The organism is Paraburkholderia sp. JHI869 (assembly GCF_038900775.1).
Taxonomy (GTDB): domain Bacteria; phylum Pseudomonadota; class Gammaproteobacteria; order Burkholderiales; family Burkholderiaceae; genus Paraburkholderia.
Genome location: NZ_JAYMSC010000016.1, coordinates 136,530 through 155,952 on the forward strand (window position 1 = coordinate 136,530; position 19,423 = coordinate 155,952).

18 protein-coding genes are annotated in these 19,423 nt (G+C 63.5%); 6 read left to right on the forward strand and 12 right to left on the reverse strand.

Going from position 1 to position 19,423, the window contains the following annotated elements; all coding sequences use genetic code 11:
• Positions 1-7 precede the first annotated feature (7 nt).
• Positions 8-703: a phosphatase PAP2 family protein gene (locus VSR72_RS25535; RefSeq protein ID WP_342955131.1), complete on the forward strand. Its 696-nt coding sequence runs from the start codon at positions 8-10 to the stop codon at positions 701-703.
• 81 nt (positions 704-784) lie between these two features.
• Here the strand turns inward: VSR72_RS25535 and VSR72_RS25540 are convergent, their stop codons facing one another.
• Positions 785-2,887, reverse strand: a complete 2,103-nt coding sequence (locus VSR72_RS25540) for a protein kinase (protein WP_342955132.1) — start codon at positions 2,885-2,887, stop codon at positions 785-787.
• 557 nt (positions 2,888-3,444) lie between these two features.
• Here VSR72_RS25540 and VSR72_RS25545 point away from each other — a divergent pair.
• From VSR72_RS25545 to VSR72_RS25555, 3 genes are all read left to right on the forward strand, one after another.
• Positions 3,445-3,717 (forward strand): hypothetical protein, encoded by a 273-nt coding sequence (locus tag VSR72_RS25545; RefSeq protein ID WP_342955133.1) that lies wholly within the window; start codon positions 3,445-3,447, stop codon positions 3,715-3,717.
• 91 nt (positions 3,718-3,808) lie between these two features.
• Positions 3,809-4,081: a hypothetical protein gene (locus VSR72_RS25550; RefSeq protein WP_342955134.1), complete on the forward strand. Its 273-nt coding sequence runs from the start codon at positions 3,809-3,811 to the stop codon at positions 4,079-4,081.
• A 134-nt stretch (positions 4,082-4,215) separates the two neighbouring features.
• On the forward strand, positions 4,216-4,431 hold the full coding sequence (locus VSR72_RS25555; protein ID WP_342955135.1) for a hypothetical protein: 216 nt from the start codon (positions 4,216-4,218) through the stop codon (positions 4,429-4,431).
• Positions 4,432-4,446: 15 nt separating this feature from the next.
• Here the strand turns inward: VSR72_RS25555 and VSR72_RS25560 are convergent, their stop codons facing one another.
• Both VSR72_RS25560 and VSR72_RS25565 read right to left on the reverse strand, forming a co-directional pair.
• The gene (locus tag VSR72_RS25560; RefSeq protein WP_342955136.1) at positions 4,447-4,689 is read right to left on the reverse strand and encodes a hypothetical protein; all 243 of its coding nucleotides are present in this window, start codon (positions 4,687-4,689) and stop codon (positions 4,447-4,449) included.
• Positions 4,690-4,747: 58 nt separating this feature from the next.
• On the reverse strand, positions 4,748-5,215 hold the full coding sequence (locus VSR72_RS25565; protein WP_342955137.1) for a lecithin retinol acyltransferase family protein: 468 nt from the start codon (positions 5,213-5,215) through the stop codon (positions 4,748-4,750).
• 474 nt (positions 5,216-5,689) lie between these two features.
• Between VSR72_RS25565 and VSR72_RS25570 the strand changes: the two genes are divergently transcribed.
• Together VSR72_RS25570 and VSR72_RS25575 are read left to right on the forward strand one after the other, a co-directional pair.
• Positions 5,690-5,983: a hypothetical protein gene (locus VSR72_RS25570; protein ID WP_342955138.1), complete on the forward strand. Its 294-nt coding sequence runs from the start codon at positions 5,690-5,692 to the stop codon at positions 5,981-5,983.
• A 17-nt stretch (positions 5,984-6,000) separates the two neighbouring features.
• Positions 6,001-6,771 (forward strand): protein phosphatase 2C domain-containing protein, encoded by a 771-nt coding sequence (locus VSR72_RS25575; protein WP_342955139.1) that lies wholly within the window; start codon positions 6,001-6,003, stop codon positions 6,769-6,771.
• A gap of 608 nt (positions 6,772-7,379) precedes the next feature.
• Here VSR72_RS25575 and VSR72_RS25580 read toward each other — a convergent pair.
• From VSR72_RS25580 to VSR72_RS25620, 9 genes are all read right to left on the reverse strand, one after another.
• Positions 7,380-8,699, reverse strand: a complete 1,320-nt coding sequence (locus tag VSR72_RS25580) for a sigma-54 dependent transcriptional regulator (protein WP_342955140.1) — start codon at positions 8,697-8,699, stop codon at positions 7,380-7,382.
• Positions 8,696-11,767, reverse strand: a complete 3,072-nt coding sequence (locus tag VSR72_RS25585; protein WP_342955141.1) for a peptidase domain-containing ABC transporter — start codon at positions 11,765-11,767, stop codon at positions 8,696-8,698. Before VSR72_RS25585 ends, VSR72_RS25580 begins: the two co-directional genes overlap by 4 nt.
• 18 nt (positions 11,768-11,785) lie before the next feature.
• The gene (locus VSR72_RS25590) at positions 11,786-12,538 is read right to left on the reverse strand and encodes a peptidylprolyl isomerase (RefSeq protein WP_342955142.1); all 753 of its coding nucleotides are present in this window, start codon (positions 12,536-12,538) and stop codon (positions 11,786-11,788) included.
• A 48-nt stretch (positions 12,539-12,586) separates the two neighbouring features.
• Positions 12,587-14,014 (reverse strand): HlyD family efflux transporter periplasmic adaptor subunit, encoded by a 1,428-nt coding sequence (locus VSR72_RS25595; RefSeq protein ID WP_342955143.1) that lies wholly within the window; start codon positions 14,012-14,014, stop codon positions 12,587-12,589.
• On the reverse strand, positions 13,995-15,857 hold the full coding sequence (locus VSR72_RS25600) for an FHA domain-containing protein (protein ID WP_342955144.1): 1,863 nt from the start codon (positions 15,855-15,857) through the stop codon (positions 13,995-13,997). Before VSR72_RS25600 ends, VSR72_RS25595 begins: the two co-directional genes overlap by 20 nt.
• 177 nt (positions 15,858-16,034) lie before the next feature.
• On the reverse strand, positions 16,035-17,459 hold the full coding sequence (locus VSR72_RS25605) for an efflux transporter outer membrane subunit (protein WP_342955191.1): 1,425 nt from the start codon (positions 17,457-17,459) through the stop codon (positions 16,035-16,037).
• A 157-nt stretch (positions 17,460-17,616) separates the two neighbouring features.
• Complete coding sequence (locus VSR72_RS25610) at positions 17,617-17,883, reverse strand: hypothetical protein (protein WP_342955145.1); 267 nt, start codon at positions 17,881-17,883, stop codon at positions 17,617-17,619.
• 325 nt (positions 17,884-18,208) lie between these two features.
• The gene (locus VSR72_RS25615; RefSeq protein WP_133187104.1) at positions 18,209-18,634 is read right to left on the reverse strand and encodes a DUF4399 domain-containing protein; all 426 of its coding nucleotides are present in this window, start codon (positions 18,632-18,634) and stop codon (positions 18,209-18,211) included.
• Positions 18,635-18,685: 51 nt separating this feature from the next.
• Positions 18,686-19,111, reverse strand: a complete 426-nt coding sequence (locus tag VSR72_RS25620) for a DUF4399 domain-containing protein (protein ID WP_342955146.1) — start codon at positions 19,109-19,111, stop codon at positions 18,686-18,688.
• Between the last annotated feature and the right edge of the window lie 312 nt (positions 19,112-19,423).

Here is a 19,423-nt window from a genome sequence, read left to right on the forward strand (position 1 = left end):
CACAATAATGAACAGCTTCGATACCGTCATTCTGGGAGCCCTCACCCAACTCCAGCTTCCGCCCCAGGTCAATCACGCAATTGGCGTGATCGCCGATCTCTACACGTTCAAGGGTTATCTGCTGATCCCGCTGTTGTGGTGGATCTGGGTTCAGCCGCACGAGCGGCGCGGCTGGCGCCGCGAGATCGTGCTCGCCACGTTGGCGAGCGGTCTGATTGCACTAGCGGTGGGACGACTCCTCGCGCGCTGTCTGCCGTTCAGGGAACGGCCGCTATTCACACCGGATCTTCATCTGCATTTCGCCTCGTCGCCCGTGGAACTCGCCGGGCTGATGCACTGGAGTTCCTTCCCAAGCGATCACGCCATGCTGTGGATGGCGGTGGCGACCGGGATCTTTATTGTGTGGCGCGGCATAGGCGTGCTTGCGTATTTGTCTGTTGTGGCATTTGTCTGCTTTCCCCGCGCGTATCTGGGTTATCACTACCCGACGGACCTGCTCGTCGGCGCCCTGATCGGCATTGTGATTACGTGGATCATGACGCGCAGAGCCGTGAGGCGGCGCACTGTCAAACCCGCCATGCGCTACATCATGCGCTATCCCGGTCCGGCTGTAGCGCTCGGTTTTCTGCTTTGTTTCGAGCTGGTCACGCAATTCGACGACCTTCTTCGGCTCGCCCATTCGGTAATGCATACGGCGAGTTGAAGGATTTCGCGTACGCGATATTAATTCGGATACCTACTCTAATTATCCAGATCGATTGAAGGAGAATGACGGACCCAGGAATCAATCGCTGCGGGCATGCGTCGTGATCTGCACGAAGTCGGCAACGATATGCCCGGCGCCATAACGCGCTTCCATTTTCTTCAACTGTTGCGCAACTGCCGCCAGGTACGCGGAGCGAGACTCGGACGCCGGACGCAAACCATCGAACAACGGTGCGGGCGTAATCAGCAGGACGATCATCTCGGTGCCGAACGGCTTGTCCACGAGCCAGTATCCCGAGCCGCCGACCGTCGCCGCGAAGCCGGGCGGCGCCTGGTTGTCGCGCTCGACATTGCTGGGAACCAGATGCACTACGCTGCCGTCGAGCGAGAAATAATCCACATTGACGTATGAGTCGTAATGCGGCGTGGTGATATCGACGATGAGCGGCATGCCCTGCGTGAGGTGCGCGTCGAGCGGCTGGGTATGGATCGTTGCGCCGCCCCCCGCCAGATGATTGGCGCGCCAATACGGCGCGAATGCGCTCACGACTTCGCAGTTGTGATTTTCCACCGCAGTCAGATCGAGTTTCGCGGCCTGCCCTCCGGGCGTTTGCGCGAGCGCGTCGTGTACGTGCGCCATGTTCTCGCCGGCATTGGCAAAGCCGCGCACCTGGACCACCTGCTCGAGGAGCGACGCCGCGAGTGCCGAGCACGGAATACGCGCCAGCGTCGCGTTCAACGCCGCGACCGACGCAGCATCCGCCGCCGGGGCGCTCGATGCAGGCGCCGCTGCAACCGCGCTCGCGGCCGGCACGTTAGCGACGACAACTGCGGGGCTTGCAGGAAGCACAGGCGAAGCCGGCGCCTCCACAGCCGCCTTCGTCGCGCTAGCGGGAGCGATGGTGGCGACAGCGGTCATGGACGGCTTTGCACCCGTTTGCCCATGCCCCGAAAGCACGCGATATCCCGCCCACAACCCCGCAGCGACGACGATGGCCCCCACGCCAACGGCGCCCACTCGCGCGCCAGGGAATGCCGATGCATGCGTGAGCACGCCCATGCCCTCGAGAAACTGACTGACGCTCGCGGTGCGCGAGGCGCGGTCGAAAGAAAGCGCCGCGCTCAAGGTGCGCCATTGGGCACGATCGAGTCCCAGCGGCCGCTCGGCGCGCATCCTCTCGCTGCGTGCCTGCGTGGCCGATTTCCGGTTGAAGGGATGCTTGCCCGTCAACAGTTCGTAGCTCACACAGGCGAGCGCGTAGACATCGTCGCGCGGGTCCGGCTCCCGATGCTCGAACATCTCCGGGCTCGCATAGGCGGGCGTGATGCCGCCGAGCGTCGCGGGATCGAACACGGTGACGTCGGGATCTTCTTCGGGCCGCTGGAACACGCGCGCAATGCCGAAGTCGATCACTTTCACGTCGCCGCCATCGGTGAGGAACACGTTGGCGGGCTTGAAATCGCAATGCACGAAGCCGCGCTCGTGCGCATAGGCCAGCGCCTGCCCCATGCCGGCAATGATGGGCCGCGCCTTCTCGAATGGCATGCCCGCGAAACCCGGCGCGCGCAGCAGCTTGCTGAGCGGCTTGCCGGAGAGATATTCCATCGTGAGATAAACGAGCGGCCCGTCGCGGTCGAAGTCGTACACCGTGACGATATTGCGGTGCGCGAGCGTCTGCGCCTTGCGGGCCTCGCGCTGCAGTGCGATCAGCGAAGTGGGCTGGCCGCGGAACTGCACGTTCAGCACCTTGATCGCGATATAGGGTTTGCGGTCCGAAGCTTCCAGCTTGCGCAAGTCGAGCGCCTTGTAGACGGTGCCCATGCCGCCCACGCCCAGGCACTCTTCGAGCACGAAGCGCCCGTTGAGCGTGTCGCCGATGCCCTTCACGTGCTCCGCGTCGTCGCCCGTGGTGGCGGTACGCGCAGCAGCAAGGGCTTCGTGGATGCGCGTGGAGTCGTCCACGGCCGCCGTGCTGTCCTGGCGATGTTCGATGCGGCGCAGGAGCTCGGCATACACGGCATCGGGCAGCGGATGGACAGTCTGCGTCGCGTCCACCGCTTCGCGCAGGCGGGCGCAATTGGCCGCGTCGACCGCGAGCACGTGGTCGATCTCGGCGAAGAACGCCTCGCGTGAGAGCGCCCCGCTCTGGAATGTCTGGATCAGCTGCGCAAGGCTCATCATTCGTATGCCTTCAACTCAGCTTCAGGATGGCCGAGGCGCTTTGCGTGACATGTTCCCGGCGCACGACCGCAGCGCATGATCGCGTCACACGCTAGCGCCGCAGTGGCTGCATGCCGCGATCCCCGTCGAGTCCGCTGCAACGTGGTCTCGTCATCCTTAAAGCATACAGAGTCGCCGCCGAATCTGCGCGTACCGTGATCTCAGCCGGCGCGCGCACTTGCCACCATGCAACAAGGTCCGATGAAAGAGTAGTCTGCGGCAACGCGCAGTGCAATCGGTGCCTGAACCAGGCCTCTGGCTCGCGCGTGTTGCAGCGAACCCAACGGCTTTGTCATGCGCTGTTGGGCGCGCACCATCAGCGTTTTCGCGTGCAAGCGACCCGGCCTGCCCCTCGCGCGCACGGCGGCTTGCCGCAAAGTCCCGCCAGACAAGGCGCTCAGCGATTCATGACGCGGGCGAGAAGCTCCTGGCACACCCTGTGCATTAAGAGGAGCGAGCCCGCAAGATACTGCAGCTCAATCGCCAACTACCCTGTACTGCCCTTCTGGAGAACTGTCATGAGCAAGCTGATGATCGCCGACCTGAGCGTCGCGCAAGAACTCGACCGCAACGAAATGAGCGCCGTGCGCGGCGGTGGCGGACTGAGCCTCTGGCCCGGCTACTATCCGGCCCCGACCTTCAAGTACGACTCGACGAGCTTTAGCGCCCAGCAGCTGATCGGCCAGACGAACACCATCGAGGCCAACGTGGGCAACGACGTCGCACTCGCGCAGAACATCCACGCGACGATCAACCCGGTGCAGACGGCCCACAACACGATCAACTTCTGATCGTGCCGGCGGCGGCGCGGCGCACCCTGCGTTTATTCGCGTGCCGCGCCCGCCTGCCCCCGCACCCTTTATCAGCAACTGGAGGCTCATCATGACTTCCCTCGTTATCCGCGAGCTGGCTCCGGGTACGGCACTCGACCGCCGCGCCATGACAGCCGTACGCGGCGGCGGCAACAACTTGCTCGGTGGCTATGGCCCGATTGCCAACATCACCGTCGCGCCGAGCATCGTGCAGAACATCTCACAGATTCAGGTTGTCAACGTCGCCGCGCTCAACAACATCGGTTATATCGGCGCCGGCTTCGGGCCGCTGAATCTCAAGGTCAATCCCTCGCAATACGCGAACACCGGCGTGACGTTTTAGCCCCGCCGCGAAGGGAAAATGCAGACGGCGCCGCGAGGCGCCGCCTGTTTGTTTACGTGCGCCGCGCGCCACCGCCCGCGCCACCGCCTATACTCAAACGAACCCCGTCAAGCCAGGCTCTCGTGGAGCAGACCATGAGCATTATCGTCATCAAGGACCTACCGGAAAGCGTTGAACTGGACAGGCAGGCAATGGCCGCGATCGCAGGCGGCGCGCGCGCCGCCTCGCAGCGCACGCTGCTCGTGCCGCGCCCGTTCATCGGCGTACGGGTGGAGATCGAAGGCTCGCCCGCGCAGCGAGGGCCGGCAGCCATCCCCACGGCGCGGCCCCGCCCCACGCTGCTACGTTGAATTCGACCGCTGAATTTATGCAGCGCGCGCGGTCATGGCCGGGCGCGCGCTGGCAGGCGGAAATACGCACCACGTGCCGTCGTCGTGACGAAAGAAGAAGATTGCAATCGTGCGTGCGGGATGCACCGCCTCGACGCAGACATAACGCAGCCGTTGCTCCTGCGTGCGGCTAAAGCGCACCACACGGGCGGGCACACGCGCGCTGGGCGCGAGCCACTTGTCGACGAGGGTGCGCAGCGAGTTTTCGGCGGAATTCATGATGGTCTCCGAAGCAAGTGGCGAGGCGTGCGCGATCGGCGTCGACGGGAAATGGCGCTTACACCGCCTGCGCTGCACGCGAGTCGTGGCCGGCGTGCACGCGGCGCGCGTGAACCAGTGCGCGCACCACGCGCAAGCCAGCAAGCGGATGGGCAATGCAGGTGCGGACCTGTTCGCTGCGGCCCTTGCCGTCCACGCACCACGTGCAGAGGTGTTCGCAGTTGTTGCTGAGCAGGCGGTAACGGTCTTCGCCCAGACGCGAGCGCGCACGCGCGACGGCTTCGCGGCCCGAGAAGGCCGCACACGGATGCGCGACGATGGCGACTTCGTAGCCGGCGGCGAAACGCTCGAGCGTGACCTCTTCGATCGGGCCGCGATGCAGCGATACGCACAACCCGGCGTAGTGGACAACGCGCCCACCACCGACATAGATACCGTGATGGCTGTAGCCCGCGCGACGCGACACGAGATGCGCGCCGAGCGGCGGTTCGTCTGCGTGCGAGGTCGGTTGAAGATCGGGGCTCATGGCTGCTTCCGTCTGGCTGGTTCGGCTCCCCGTGCTGTTCAACGGTTTGCCGGTTGCCAACTACCCTGCATCAGACATGCCAGGCGGCCGATCACGGTTGTACAAGGCTCAGCGGGAGAACGTGCATGCTAATGGCGCCCGTGTGTCGGCGGCGAGCCAACTCGAACACTTCCTTTGTGTCGGCGTCGAACCATCAGTTAGCCGGCAGATCGGCTAGAGCAGCGGATTTGACATGTGTCGGAGTCCTGATAACGACTGTCGATCCATGTGTTGGCGCGCGCACGACCCTGGCACTGCGGACCCATGAGGCACGGGCATGCACAAAGTGCGCGGCGCGAGCGCGGCGTCATATGCTGCAAGCCTCGCGGGGATATGGCGCGCTAGCGCCGCGTTTCGCCAAAAAATGGCATGCTGCTTGCAAGATATGGCCGGAACGCCGCGCGCCCGCGGCCATCATCTTGACGGAGATGTGTCATGACCTCGCTCGCCATTACCGACCTTCACCTGCAATGCGATCTCGACCGCAAGGCCATGTCGTTCATCCGGGGGGCAGGCGCGCCGTGGGTATTCGGCTGGATACAGCCCTACGAGCCTGCGCAGCCTTCTCCGCTCGGAACCATCATCAATCTCTATCAGACCAACAACACGTTCTACGCGAATCAGGTCGTCAATCAGTATCAGTCGCTCGACGTGACGAATTCCGCGCCCAATTCGAACGTGACGGTAGGCGTGGGCCAGAACGGCAAGAATAACGGACTCGTCGCGTAGCCTATGGAGGCTCGATCGTGGCAGGCGCATGGTTATGGAGCTCGGCATCGCGCACGGACGTAGGCCGTGTGCGGGCGCTCAACGAAGATGCATGTCTCGATCTGCCCCAGCGGGGACTGTGGGCCGTCGCCGACGGCATGGGCGGCCACACGGCGGGCGATTTCGCCAGCGGGATGATCGTGCGCTCGCTTGGAGCGCTTGCGGTGCCCAACGCGCTCACCAGCTTTTCGGCTACCGCGCGCGGCACGCTGCAGACAGTGAATCACCAGTTGCGCGAAGAAGCGACGCGGCGCGGGGTCCGCATGATCGGCAGCACGGTTGCCGTGCTGATGGCGAAGGGACGCGAGTTTGGCTGGCTATGGGCGGGCGACAGCCGCATCTATCTGTATCGCGATGCGCAGCTCGAACCGCTCACGACTGACCATAGCTACGTGGCGGAGCTTCAGGCGCAGGGGCACCTGAGCGCCGAAGCGGCACGCCACCATCCCTCGCAGCATTTGATAACACGGGCCGTCGGTGCGGCAGACTGGCTTGATCTCGACGAAGGCCGCATCGTCGTGCGCGACGGAGACCTCTTTTTGCTATGCAGCGACGGCCTGAGCAATGAAGTGCAGGCACCCGAGATGGTGCGTGCGCTCGAGGGCGGCGACTGCCAGCATGCGACTGATGCGCTCGTGGAGATGGCCTTGCAGGCGGGCGGGCGCGATAACATCACGGCGGTGGTTGTGAGGGTGGATGATCCGGGGGCGTCGGATCGGACGCTGGTTAATCCTGCTGTGGGGCGCTGAGCGTGTGGGCTGGTTTTTTGTCGCCATCCGTCGCTTTGGCCTTTCCTTGATTTCGCGTCGGTGTGCATGCGTTGCCCCTGTGCGGGGCGGCACCTACTTTCTTTGCGGCGGCAAAGAAAGTAGGCAAAGAAAGCCGCTCACACCGCCAATGCCTGCCACCGTTCACCTCGCGCCATACCAGGTTAATGGCTCCGGAGCGTCTGTCGCCTCGCACCATTCTCCTTAGTGACAAAGCCGTCATTCATCCCGCTGCTCGCTACGCGCGCTGCGGTCGGGTCTACACGGGAAACCAGTCTGTTTGCCAGGGCATTCGGGTCTCGGTTATGCCCTTCGGCGCGCGCAGCGCCGCCGGAGGTATGAGCGCCTTGTCACTCCGCCTGGGGGCGAGTGGTGACAGACGCTCCGGAGCCATTAACCTGGTATGGCGCGAGGTGAACGGTGGCTGGCGCTCGCGGTTTGAGCGGCTTTCTTTTGCCTACTTTTCTTTGCCGCTGCAAAGAAAAGTAGGTGCCGCCCCGCACAGGGGCAACCCTGGCACACCGACGCGAACACAAGGAAAGGCCAAAGCAGCAAGCAGCACAAAAAAAACAACGCACCTGAGCGTTCACTCAGGATTCCTTCTCATGATTCACCTTATCGGCATGCCGAAAATCCTTCGAATGAATGCCGTGCTTCTTGAGCAGCATCTGCAAATGCGACCGGTTCATATCGCAGCGCCGCGCGAGCTCAGCCACCGTGCCCCCAGTCTCCTGCAACCCGCGCTCGAGAAACGCCCGCTCGGCCTCATCGCTCGCGGCACGCTTGGTGTCGCTAAGCGAAAGAGGCGCACCAGCCGCTTCCGCCTCAATCACGCGTAAAGCCACAGCCGCAGGCTTAGGCCGAATATCATCGGGCAAATGCTCGATATCGGCCGTATCGCCAGCAAGGCACGACAGCCGGTACACGAGATTGCGCAACTCGCGAATATTCCCCGGATAAGCATAGGTCAGCAGGAAATCGCGCAGCTTCGGCGTAAGCTTCACAGGCCGCCGCTTGAGCTGCCCGGCAGCCTCGTCGCCAAAATAGGCAATGAGCAGCGGAATCTCGTCATTGCGCTCGCGCAGCGCAGGCAGCGTGACATGAATCACACTCAGCCGATAAAAAAGGTCCTCACGAAACAGCCCTTGCGCAGCGAGTTCGCGCAAGTTCCGATTGGTCGCGGCAACGATGCGCGTGTCGACCCCAATGGGTTCATCGGAGCCCACCCGCTGAATCTCGTGCGATTCGAGCACACGCAGCAGTTTCACCTGCCCCTGCAGCGGCAACTCGCCGATCTCATCCAGAAAGATCGTCCCCGTATGCGCGCTTTCGAACTTCCCCTTGCGATCGCTCGACGCGCCCGTAAACGCCCCACGGCGATGCCCGAACAATTCCGATTCGAGCAGGTTCTCGGGAATCGCCCCGCAGTTGACCGAGATGTACGGCCGGTCAGCGCGCGCACCGTTGGCGTGAATCACCTTCGCCATCAACTCCTTGCCCGTGCCGCTTTCGCCGTCGATCAGCACGGGCAGGTCGGTTGGCGCCGCCTTCTCCGCGATCTCCAGCGCTGCCAGCAGCTTCGGGTTGTCGCCGAATATGCCTTCGAATATGAAGCTGCGCTCGATGAGCGCTTCGCGCCGCCGGTGCGCGGAAGGCGCCTGGGCATCGGGTCTTTCCAGGGCATCGAGCGCTTCGGGCGCCTCGGCCGCTGCTTCGACGAAGCGCTCCTTGCGCGAGAGCTGCATGACTTCGTCGCGCAGCGCGTTCGACTGGTTCAAAAGCTTCTCGATGTCGGTGCGCTCGAGCCGCGGCGCCCAGCGCAATGTGGAGCGCAAAATCTCTATCTTCTCGAGCAGCCCCGCGTAAGACACAACGGAGCTGCCGAATCCATGCGGGTCGAAGAGTTTCATGATGCCCCCAGCTGCTTTTGAACGAGCTGGTAATACATGCCTTTTCGCTCGACGAGTTCTTCGTGCCGCCCCTGCTCCACGATCGCGCCTTCGTAAAGCACGAGGATCTTGTCTGCCCGCATGATGGTGCTCAGGCGGTGCGCGATGATGAGCGCCGTGCGGCCCTCGAGTATGTCGTGCATGTTCGAGAGGATGTTGCTTTCCGACTGCGTGTCGAGCGACGAAGTCGCTTCGTCGAACACGAGCAGGCGCGGATCGTGATAAAGCGCGCGCGCAATGCAAAGGCGCTGTACCTGCCCGCCCGAAAGGCCCATGCCGCGCTCGCCCACCACCTGCTCGTAGCCGAGCGGCATCTTGCTGATGAACGCATGCGCGTCGGCCATGCGCGCCACTTCCTCCATGCGCCGCCAGTCCGGGGTGGCATCGCCGCACGCGATGTTCTCGGCGATCGTGCCGGAGAACACGAGGTTCGACTGCATCACGTAGCCCACCTGAGCGCGAAAGTACGCGTGGTCGATCGCGCTCATGTCGTAGCCATCCACGTTGATCTTGCCTTCGGTCGGGGCATAGAAGCCCACCAGCAGTTTGGCGAGCGTCGTCTTGCCGGAGCCGCTGCGCCCGACGATCGCCACCATCTGGCCGCGCGCCACCGTAAAGCTGATATTTTCCAGCACGTAAGGCGTTTCATTGCCGCCATAGCGGAAATACACGCCGTCGAATTCGATATCGCCCTGCAGGTCGGGAAGCAGCACGCGCGAACCCAGGTCGGCGGGCTTCTGCTCGGGCTCGATGTCGAGCACGTCGCCTAGCCGCTCCATCGCGACTGCCGCGTCGTTCATGAGACTCCATAGGCCGACGAGGCCCATGAGCGGCGCGAGCACGCTGCCCATGAACGCATTGAACGCAATGAGCTGCCCGATGCTCAGCTCCTGATTGAGCACGAGCGTGGCACCCGCCCAGAGAATCACGATCGTGGTCGCGGCGTTGAGCAACTGGCTGCCGAGACCCACCAGAATGTTGAATGCCTGCGCGCGATACTGGACTTCAAGCGACTTCGCGTACTTGCGCTCCCACTTCAGGCGCACCGCTCTTTCTATGCCCATCCCCTTCACGGTTTCGACGCCGCCCAGCGTCTCCATCAACATGGAGCGCGCGTCCGTCGATACTGAAAAAACTTCGCGTGCATAGCGCTTGATACGTGGCGTCGCAATGGCGGTGAGCGCCATGATGGGAATGACGAACGCGATGAGCAGCAGCGTCAGCTTCACGTTGTAGAGAAACATGATCGTGAAGTAGATGAAGATCATCAGCAGGTTCAGCGCGGTGGTCACCGTCGATTCAGTCAGAAACGCGCGTATGGTCTGATTCTCCTGAAAGCGCGCGAAGATATCGCCCGTTTTGCGGCGCGCGAAGAACGAGAACGGCAACGACATGGTGTGCTTGAAGAACTGCGACATCATCGCGAAGTCGAGGCTGCGCACCATGAAATTCGACAGGTGCGCGCGTATCGTCGCCATGAGCTGCGTAAACACGTGCGAAATGATGAGCCCGACGATCAGGAGATGCAGCAGGCTCACGTTCTGGTGAACGATCACGCTATCGAGAATATTCTGGATGATGAGCGGCGGCACCACGCCGAGCATCTGGATCACGAAGGTCGCGAGAAACAGGTGCGCGAGTATTTTCCGGTACGGCAGCAAGTAACCGATGAAGCGCACCCACGGCGAGCGCGTCGCCGCCTGCGCACCCGTGGTCTCGCCCGCGGTGAACAACAGGCATGTGCCGTTCCACCCGCGCTCGAACGCTTCGACGCTCAGCTTGCGAAAGCCGAGCGCCGGGTCGGCCACCCTCACCCACTGCTTCGACACGCCGTACACGACGATATAGTGGTAGCCCTCCCAGTGCGCGATAAAGGGCAGCTCGAAGCCTTGCAGCGCCTCGTACGTGCACTGCACGCCGCGCGTGGTGAAACCGAGCGCCTCGCCGGTGCGCGCGAGACTCTCCAGCGTCGCGCCCTGCGTCGTCACGTTTGCAAGGTCGCGCAGCTTGCCGAGCGTCATGGGAATGCCGTAGTGCCGGCAGATCATCGCGAGGCACGCCGCGCCGCAATCCATCTCCTCGGCCTGCTCGACCAGCACGAAACGCTTGACCACGCGTTCGCTGAACGTCGCATCGGCGCCGCTGTCCACCGCAACCGGCCGGCTGCGGCGCTCGGCAAGCTTCTTCTGCCGCTGCAATTCGCGCTCGTTGAAACGCACGCGCTCTTCCAGCACTTCGCGCAGCTTCGGGTTGCGCTCCAGCATGAAATGCACGGTCTTTTCGGGTATCACCAGGAGCCGTACGTCGGTGAGCGCCGTGACGCTCGCGGGCTGATCCTGGCGAAGCAGGCACGCGCGTTCGCCAAAAATCTCGCCCGCGCCGAGCTTCGCGATCTGATAGACGTTGCCGTCTTCCTCGCGCGCAATGTTGACCTCGCCCTGACGCACGACATACAGGCGCATGTCGCCGCCCGCGCCTTGACGGATGATCTCCTTGCCGGCGCTCACGCGCTTGACGCCCACGCTCGACACATACTCTTCCAGCTCGGCGCGCGAAAGCTTGCCGCGCAAGTCGAACAGCCGCGTGACGAAACCGCCCGCGGAGCTGATCGCCACATAACTCGTCACGAACGACTGCGCGGCCGGATTCGTGGCGAGCAGCGGTTCGAGCGCCGCGCGCGGGATGCACAGCACCTCGGTCTTGGCCGAAGCGCGCACTGCCACTTCGTGCCAGTAGTCGCGCAGCATGGCGATCTCGCCGAATACTTCGCGTTCCTTGCGCACGCCAAGGCTCATTTCCTTGCCGCGCTCCTCGGCAATCAGGCGCACGGAGCCCGAGCGGATCACATAGAGTCCGGCGGCGGGCTCGCCGCGCTTGCACAGCGTGTCGCCGAATGCGTAGGTATGCGTTTCGACCTGCGCGGCGAGACGGTCGAGTTCCTCGCGCGAAAAGAGCGAGAGCGGTTCGACCGATGCGAGGAAATCCGCCAGCGACGGTGCGCTGGCAGGTAGGGGCGCCTGGGTGTCCATCTGCGTCGCTCTGCGCGCTCAGTGCGCGTCGATGATGTGTTCTTGCGCGCGCTCCGCGAGCCACTCTTCGCGCAACAGCCGCCGCACCTCGGAAGACACGTCCGCCTCGAGTGACGCCGGGTGCTTCGCCGTCACGCAGAAGATCTCGAAGAACGAACCGTCCGGCGCCGGAAACGGGCCGAGCAAGTCGCCAACCTGCGCGTTGAACACCTTCGCCTCGATGTCCGTTTTCAACGAGCCGCGCAGCACCTTGCCGATCACGCCGCCGCGCTCGCTCGTGTCCGCGATCGAATGCTCGCGCGCCATTTCGCCGAACGCCTGCGGTTCGTCCTCGAGAATCGACATGACCTCGCGCGCCTTGCCTTCCGAGTCCACCACGATGTGGCTCACTTCGATGCTGTCGAATTTCGGCGAATTGAGCTTGAAATAGCTCTCCACCGCCTCTTCGTTGCAGATCAGATTGAACGTCTTCTCCTGATAGAGCGTGTCGGTAATGAAGCGCTCGAATTCGTCGAGACTGATGCCGAACACGTCGAGATACCGGTTCATGTCCGCCGCGCGGTGTAGACCCCGCACGCGTCGAAACTGGTCGGCGCGCTGCTGGATTTCGTCGGGCTCCACCTTCACGCCCATTTTCTTCGCGGCGATGACCGTGAGCCGGTCGCGCACCTGCTGTTCGACCAGGCTCTCGAACTGCCCCGTGAGTTTCAGCGTGCGGATGAAATCTTCCGTGCCGATCGCTTCATCGTCGATCCGTACGATTGTCGTCATTTCGTTCCCCTGATTTCTGATTCCCGAATTCTGAACTGGTTGATTTCCTCAGCCAGCGACCTGCCGGAACGGGTCCAGCGCGAAATCGATCAGGCGCCGTTCGCGCACCACGATTTCGGCGGTTGCCGTCATGCCGTAGCGCAATGGATACGATGCGCCACCAATCGAAAAATGATCGCGCACGAGACGCACGCGCCCTTCGTATACCGGCTCCTTCGTCTGCGCCTGCGGCTTCGTGGTCGGCGAAATATATTCCAGCGTGCCGTCCACCACGCCATAGCGCTGATACGGAAAGGCGTTGAATTTGAGCTTGACGGGCAGGCCCTCGCGCAGGAACGCGCGGTCCTGCTCCGCAATCGCCACCTTCACGACCGGGCGCGCGTTGGCCGGCGCAATGCCGCCGAGCGGCGTGTTCGCCTGGATCTTGTCGCCGGGCTGCGTCGTCGTCACGTCCGTAATCACGCCCGAAACCGGCGCGAGCACGAGCAGGAAGTTGTCCTTGTCGATGTTCTCGAAGCGGATACGCGCCGCGGCATCGGCGGCAAGGCGCGCGGTTTGCACCTGAAGACGGAGCTTGTCCTCGGTATTGGCGATTTCGCGCTCGGTCGCGTCGTATTCGATGCGCAGCGACGTGAGCTGCTCCGCGCTGCCTTCGAGCTGTGCCTTCGCCTGCGCGAACTCGTGGCTCGTTTGCGCCTGCAATTCGGTGAGACGCGCCTGGGCGATCCGGTAATTATTGTCTGCCTGCAAAAACGCGCTGCGCTTTTCGTCGACCTGACTTTGCGACACCCCGCCGCCGCCGGGCAGCGCGATCAGGCGCTCGTACTTGTCCTGATCCGCCTTCGCGAGATCGCGCACGTGGCGCGCGTTGTCGATATTGCCGCGCGCTTCGTCGAGCTGGGCGTTCTCGGCCTGCTGGAGCTTGCTGGTGCCTTCCGAGACGCGCGTTTCATGCATATGCGATTCCACGTCCATCTGCGCCTTGAGCGCCTCGGCCTTGCGCTCCATGAGCGCCTTCTTCTCGGGGAACTCCTTCCAGTCGCGCTCGGCGTCGTCGAGCTTCAGGCGCGCGTCGAGCGCGTTGGTTGCCGCCTGAATCGCGCCGCGCGCGTTGATGCGGCCAATCACGTCGTCCTTCTCCACGGGCTGACCTTCGGCGATATAGATATCCACGAGTTCTCCATCCACCGGCGCGTAGATGCGGCGCACTTCGGACTCGGGAGCCAACGCCCCCTGCGCGCTCACGATCACATCGGCGCGGCCGACGAACGACCACAAGAGCGCGCACACCACGAGCGCGACCATCGTGATGATCGTCGCTTCGATGAGCCGCCACGGGCGCGCGGTGAGGATCGCCACGCCTTCCTCGCTGTGGTCGCCCAGCGCTTCGCCAAGGGGCCGCGGCGGTTCGGGCGCTGCACGCAGCCCATACGTGCCGAACGCCTTGCGCAAGCGCTCAATGAGCCGGGGCGGCATCGCCGTGCCCTCCCGCTAGCGCAAGCTTTTCGAGCGCGCCCGCATGGGCTGCGAACGGCGGCGTGGTGAAATGAGCGGCGGCCAGGCGGTCGTGTACGGCCTGCACATGGCCCGCATGCGCCTCGCTGTCGATCTGCTGATACTGCTCGACGTCGGCGCGCACGGCATCGAGCCCGGCGAGGCGCGGATAGCGTTGCGCATAGTCGCTCAGCATCGCCGTGAGCGCGTCGAAGCGGTCGCTCGCCAGCGCGGTATCGATGGCCTGCTGGATGCGGTCGAGCGCAGCCACATACACGGAGTCGTCGCTCTGCAGCTTGCGCAAGTGGCTGAGCGAATCCGCATAGACAGTGGCAAACGCCGGCACGTACGCCGAGATCCGGTCGAATGCGCGCTGATGCTCGCCGGGGTCGTCGTTCCAGCGGCTCGTCAATGTGTGGATCGGCGCTTCGTCGTGATAGATGCGAATCGGCGCTTGCGGACCGCCCCGTCCCTGCACGAACGATTGCAGCGCGCCGATCCAGTCGATGTTTTCCACGAGCGGCGCGGCGTCCGGATTGTGGCGAGCGAGCGTGCGCATGTCTTCGACGATGCCGCGGGCGCGATCGAACGCGCCCGCGTTGATCGCGGCCACCCAGTCGGGTACGTTCGCCTTGATGAGCGCTTCTGTCCCCATCGCGCGCCACGTGGTGTCGTTCGGGTGACGCGTGAGATATTGATCGGCCACGCGCGCCGCGCTTTCGAACTGCCCGCTCGTGAGCAGCGCCTGCATGTCGCGCTGGGGCGCGCCCTGGAAATACGTGAGCGCAACGAGCGCGACGATCACGGCAATCCCGCCGCCGCCCCACCGCGCGAACGCGCCCATGTTGATCTTGCCGCTGCCGCCCAGCGCTTCGCTCAACTCGCTAAGGAAGCGCTCAAGCCTGCCGCGCCGGCGTCGCGCGTCCTGGAGGGGTTCTGGCGCTTGTTGAGGCGCATCAGGATTGATCTCGTCGTCCTGCGCAGGCGCGGGGGGCGTGCAGAAAATGTCGAGAAACGAATGCGCGCTGCCAATGAAGGTCGTGCGGTCCGCGTCTTCCGCGAGCACCGCAGCGCGCTGCCCGCGCGTCGCGGTCACGGTGGCATCGCTTCCACTCGTGCTATCCAGGCCAACGCGGTAAACGAAGTGCTCGCCGCCAAATGCGATCCGCTGGCCGTCTTCGAGCTTGACTGCGTGATCGTCCAGACGCTGTCCGTCGAGGAACGTGCCGTTGGTGCTGCCGAGGTCTTCGACATACATCGCGTCGTCTTCGGCATAGATATGCGCATGACGCCGCGACAAATAATTCACCTGGTGCGGATACGCGTCGTGATACTGCGCGAACGTCTCGTCGGCCTTGCTGACCAGGAAGGGAAAACTCGTAACGACGATCTGCTGCAAACCGAGATCGGTGCGCTCCGGCGTGAGCGTCACCACCGTCGCACGCACGGCCGCGCGCGCCGCACGCGGTGCAAAGCTCACTCGAAACGCGAGCGCACCGGCAAAGCTGAGTTCGTCGCCATCGTTGAGGACGTGAGGCTTCTGGGTGACTTCGACACCGTTGACCGCGGTGCCGTTCTTGCTGCCGAGGTCCGCCACGTAGGCCGAGGCGCCTTCGCGGAAAATGCGCGCGTGACGGCGCGAGACATCGACGACGACCTCGGGCCGCGCCGCGGCAAAAGGCGGCTGTGTGCGCCCCACTGCGAACAGATCCTTGTCGATGCGTACTTCGCCCAGCTCCGCATGCGAAATCGGCCGCAGCACGATATCGAACGTCCGGTCGAGCGATGTCTGGCTCTCGGCAATGGGAGCGGCGTCAGGCACCATGATTCCGCCAGCGATCAGGATTAGTCAGCCACACCGAGCGTCGCGCAAGCGCCGCGTGCGCACTGACGCTCCGTGAGAAGCCGCGCGCCTTGCAGATGGCGGTCGGGGTGTTAGAAAAGTGTAGGCGACTGTTGGCTGGAGTCAAACATCTGACGCGCCCTGGAGCAGCGAGCGCGCTCACTTGACGGGCGCTGCCGACACAGCGGAACTCGAGGCCACGTTGGCCACATCGACGTTCGGCCAGCCGCCGCCGATCGCCTTGTAGAGGGTCACAGTGTCGCTCAGAATCAACTCATGGTTGGCGAGAAGCGACTGTTCCGCATTAGCGAGCGAACGTTCGGACTCCAATACTTCGAGTTGCGATACGAGCCCTTCCTTCAACTGCGCCTCGACCTGCGCCGCGACGGTGCGCAACCGTTCGTTCTGTTGCAGCAGCTCGATGCGCTGCTTTTTATGGGCGTCGAGATTCACGAGCGCGTTCTCGACTTCTTCGAACGCCGTGAACACTACCTGGCGATACTGCTCCTCGGCAACCTTGCTCTGTGCTTCCGTCGTCTTGATATGGGCGTGTACGCTCGGGTCGAACATCGGAAAGTTGATGCTCGGCATGAAGCTCAGCGTGAACACCTTGAAAAGATCGGAGAGCGAGAACGCCGCGGTGCCGGCGCGCCCCGTGAGACTGAGGGTCGGCAACTGCGCAAGCCGCGCGGAACCGACTTCGTCGTACGATTCGAGAATGCGATACTGCGCGGCCACCACGTCGGGGCGGCGCCCCAGCAACTGCGCGGGCAGGCCCATGGGCACGTCCGGCAGCTTCACGCGCTTGCGCAACTGGCCCGCCGGCATTTTGAACTCGCCCGCGGGCACGCCGACCAGCGTGCACAGCGCGTTTTCGGCGGTATCGCGCTCGCGGTGCAGTTCGAGCAGGTCGTTCGTCACGCCATTGACCTCGGCCGCCTGGCGCAGCACCTCGGTTTTGGGCGCAACACCGTTTGCGTACATCTGCTGGTAAATGGTGAGAATCTGCTTGTTCCGTTTGAGCGTGTCTTCCTCGTCGCGGATCTGGTCGTCGAACTGGAGGATCTGGAAATAAGTGCTCGCCACATTCGCAACGAGCGTCAAATAGCCAGCACGCCAATCCGCTTCGCTAGCGTGATACTCGGCCTTTTGGGCCTGCACGCTTTTTTCGACTTTGCCCCAGATATCGATGTCCCAGTTCACCTGAGTGGCGACGTTATAGGTCTTCGAGAGCGCCAGCCCCGTGCTCTTCTCATAGTCGATACCCGCGCCCGCGTCGACCGTGGGAAGTGCACCGGCCTGCACTTCCCCGATCTGCGCGCCGGCCACGCCAATGCGCGCCGCCAGCACCCGGATATCGACGTTGCCCGCAATCGCCTTTTGGATAAGCGTATTCAGGTAGGGATCGTCGAACTCTTGCCACCACTGCGGATTGACCGTATCGGCCGCGGAAAACGCGCGGCTGGTATGCGCCCAGGCATCCTTCGCAGGCATGTCGGGGCGCCGGTACGCAGGCGTGCTCAGATCCGTGCAGCCGCACAGCGCCGCGGCACACAACCCAGCCGTTCCGACGAAGCGGGTCAGCCAGCGCGACGCGCCACGGCTTACGTGTGCGGCGGTCGGCGAGAGCAGTGTGTTCACGATCGACTCCTTGAGCGGAATACGATAGAAGCGGTGTGCAACGGATGCGGTGGAAGGCGGTGCCGTGAAGGCCGGTAGGCCTCCACGGCTGGCAACACGATCAGAAGTGGATCGTGTTGTTAGCCGTTTGCACGGGGTTTACCGCCGAGTGGATGTTGTTCACCAACGCGACGTCGTTGCCCGTGTTGTTCAGGATGGTGTTGGTCTGGCCGATCAACTGCTCTGCGGTGAAGTTGGTGTTGTCGACCTTCACGCTCGGCGTCGGGTAGTAGACGGGCCAGAGGCCCAGGCCGCCGCGCACGGCGCTCATTTCACGGCGGTCGAGTTCTTGTGCGACGCTCAGGTCGGCAATCATCAGCTTGCTCATGGCAGTTCTCCAGATAAGGAATGCAACACTGTTGGGGTTTTGAGCTGCACGAATGCGGGCTCGGATCCAACAAGGCATGAGGCGTGCCAGGTGCACGAGCGTGCGAGCGCATGGCGGCAAATCGCCTGCTGAATAAGGCCTGTTCTGGAATTCAGAGGGACTCACGCGCGAAGTGTGGCGCTCGCGAGCCATGCGTTGTGATGGGTGCGCGCCAACGCGTCGAGCGACTTATGTTGGCGTGGTGCAAACACTGGTGGACGGCGTGACGTGAAAGCGTCGCAAACGTTCGTGCGTCACTGCGGCATGCATGATTGATTCGTATGGATCACTTAACGTATATGGTGATCTTCTTCGAGTACACAGGCGGGTTGTGCGGCACGTGGTGAGCGTCGCCCATCAGCAGCTGCAGCGTGTGTTTGCCCGGCGGCAACTGCAGCATGGTTTCCGTCTGGCCGGCGCCGAAATGCAGGTGGTTGCGATCAGAGGGAATGGGCTGATCCATCGGCGGCAAGTCGGTATCGACGAGCAGATGGTGGTGGCCCGTGTTGGGAAACTCGACTTCCGCAGGCGCCACGCCCATGTTGCGCAGGCCGAACCACACGCGAAACGGCCGTCCGGCCGGCATGACCTGGCCGTCGTTGGGCCAGCCGATATACACGTGCGCGTTCGGGTCGGCCGGCGTCGTGCCTGCATGCGCCGCACCGCCCGCGAGCAGCACGAGGCTGGCAGCAAAAACGAGGAACCTGTTCATGGCATGCACTCCCGCTTCTTTTGCGCTGCGGCTAAAAGCCGACGTCCTTCACTACTTGACCGTGACCGTGATCTTCTTCGAGTACACCGGCGGATCGTGCGGCACGTGCTTGTAGTCGCCCATCAGCAACTGCAGCGTGTGCTTGCCTGGCGGCAGCTCGATCCGGGCTTCCGTTTCGCCCGCGCCGAAATGAAGATGATTGCGATCCGAAGGGATCGGCTGATCGAGCGGCGGAAGGTCCGTGTCGATGAGCAAGTGATGATGGCCCGTGTTTGCCTTGTTGATCCCCTTGGGGCACACGCCCATGTTGCGCAGGCCCATGCGCACCCAGAACTTGCCGGTGGGAATCGTCGCGCCATCCGGCGGCCAGATGATGTAGGCCTCCGCGCCAGGCGGCGACGGGGTGCGCTCGGCAAACGCGAGGCGCGGCATCAGAACGGCCGCTGCCAGGGCCAACAGGGTTGCTCTTCGTTGCATCTTCGTGCTCCTGGTTCGGCGGACTGCGCGGCAGACAGCAGGCGGCTTTGGAGTTCGGTGCGTGTTCTACAGCTTAGGACGGATTCAAGCCGATGGAGATAAATCGGCGCGGCGCATGCGGGTGCCACCGAGTTACTGCATCGCCCGGCGTGCGTGCTATTTTGTAGTTGTGCGCAGGCAGTGTTCGTGCCGGCGGCGTCCCGCGATGCACGCGAGCACGGCCGGCGACTGCAACGGGGTAGCGCACCGTCGGCATTGAAAGGCGATGATGCCTGGGTTTGCACCAGGCTTTGCACCCTGGCTGGCACCTGA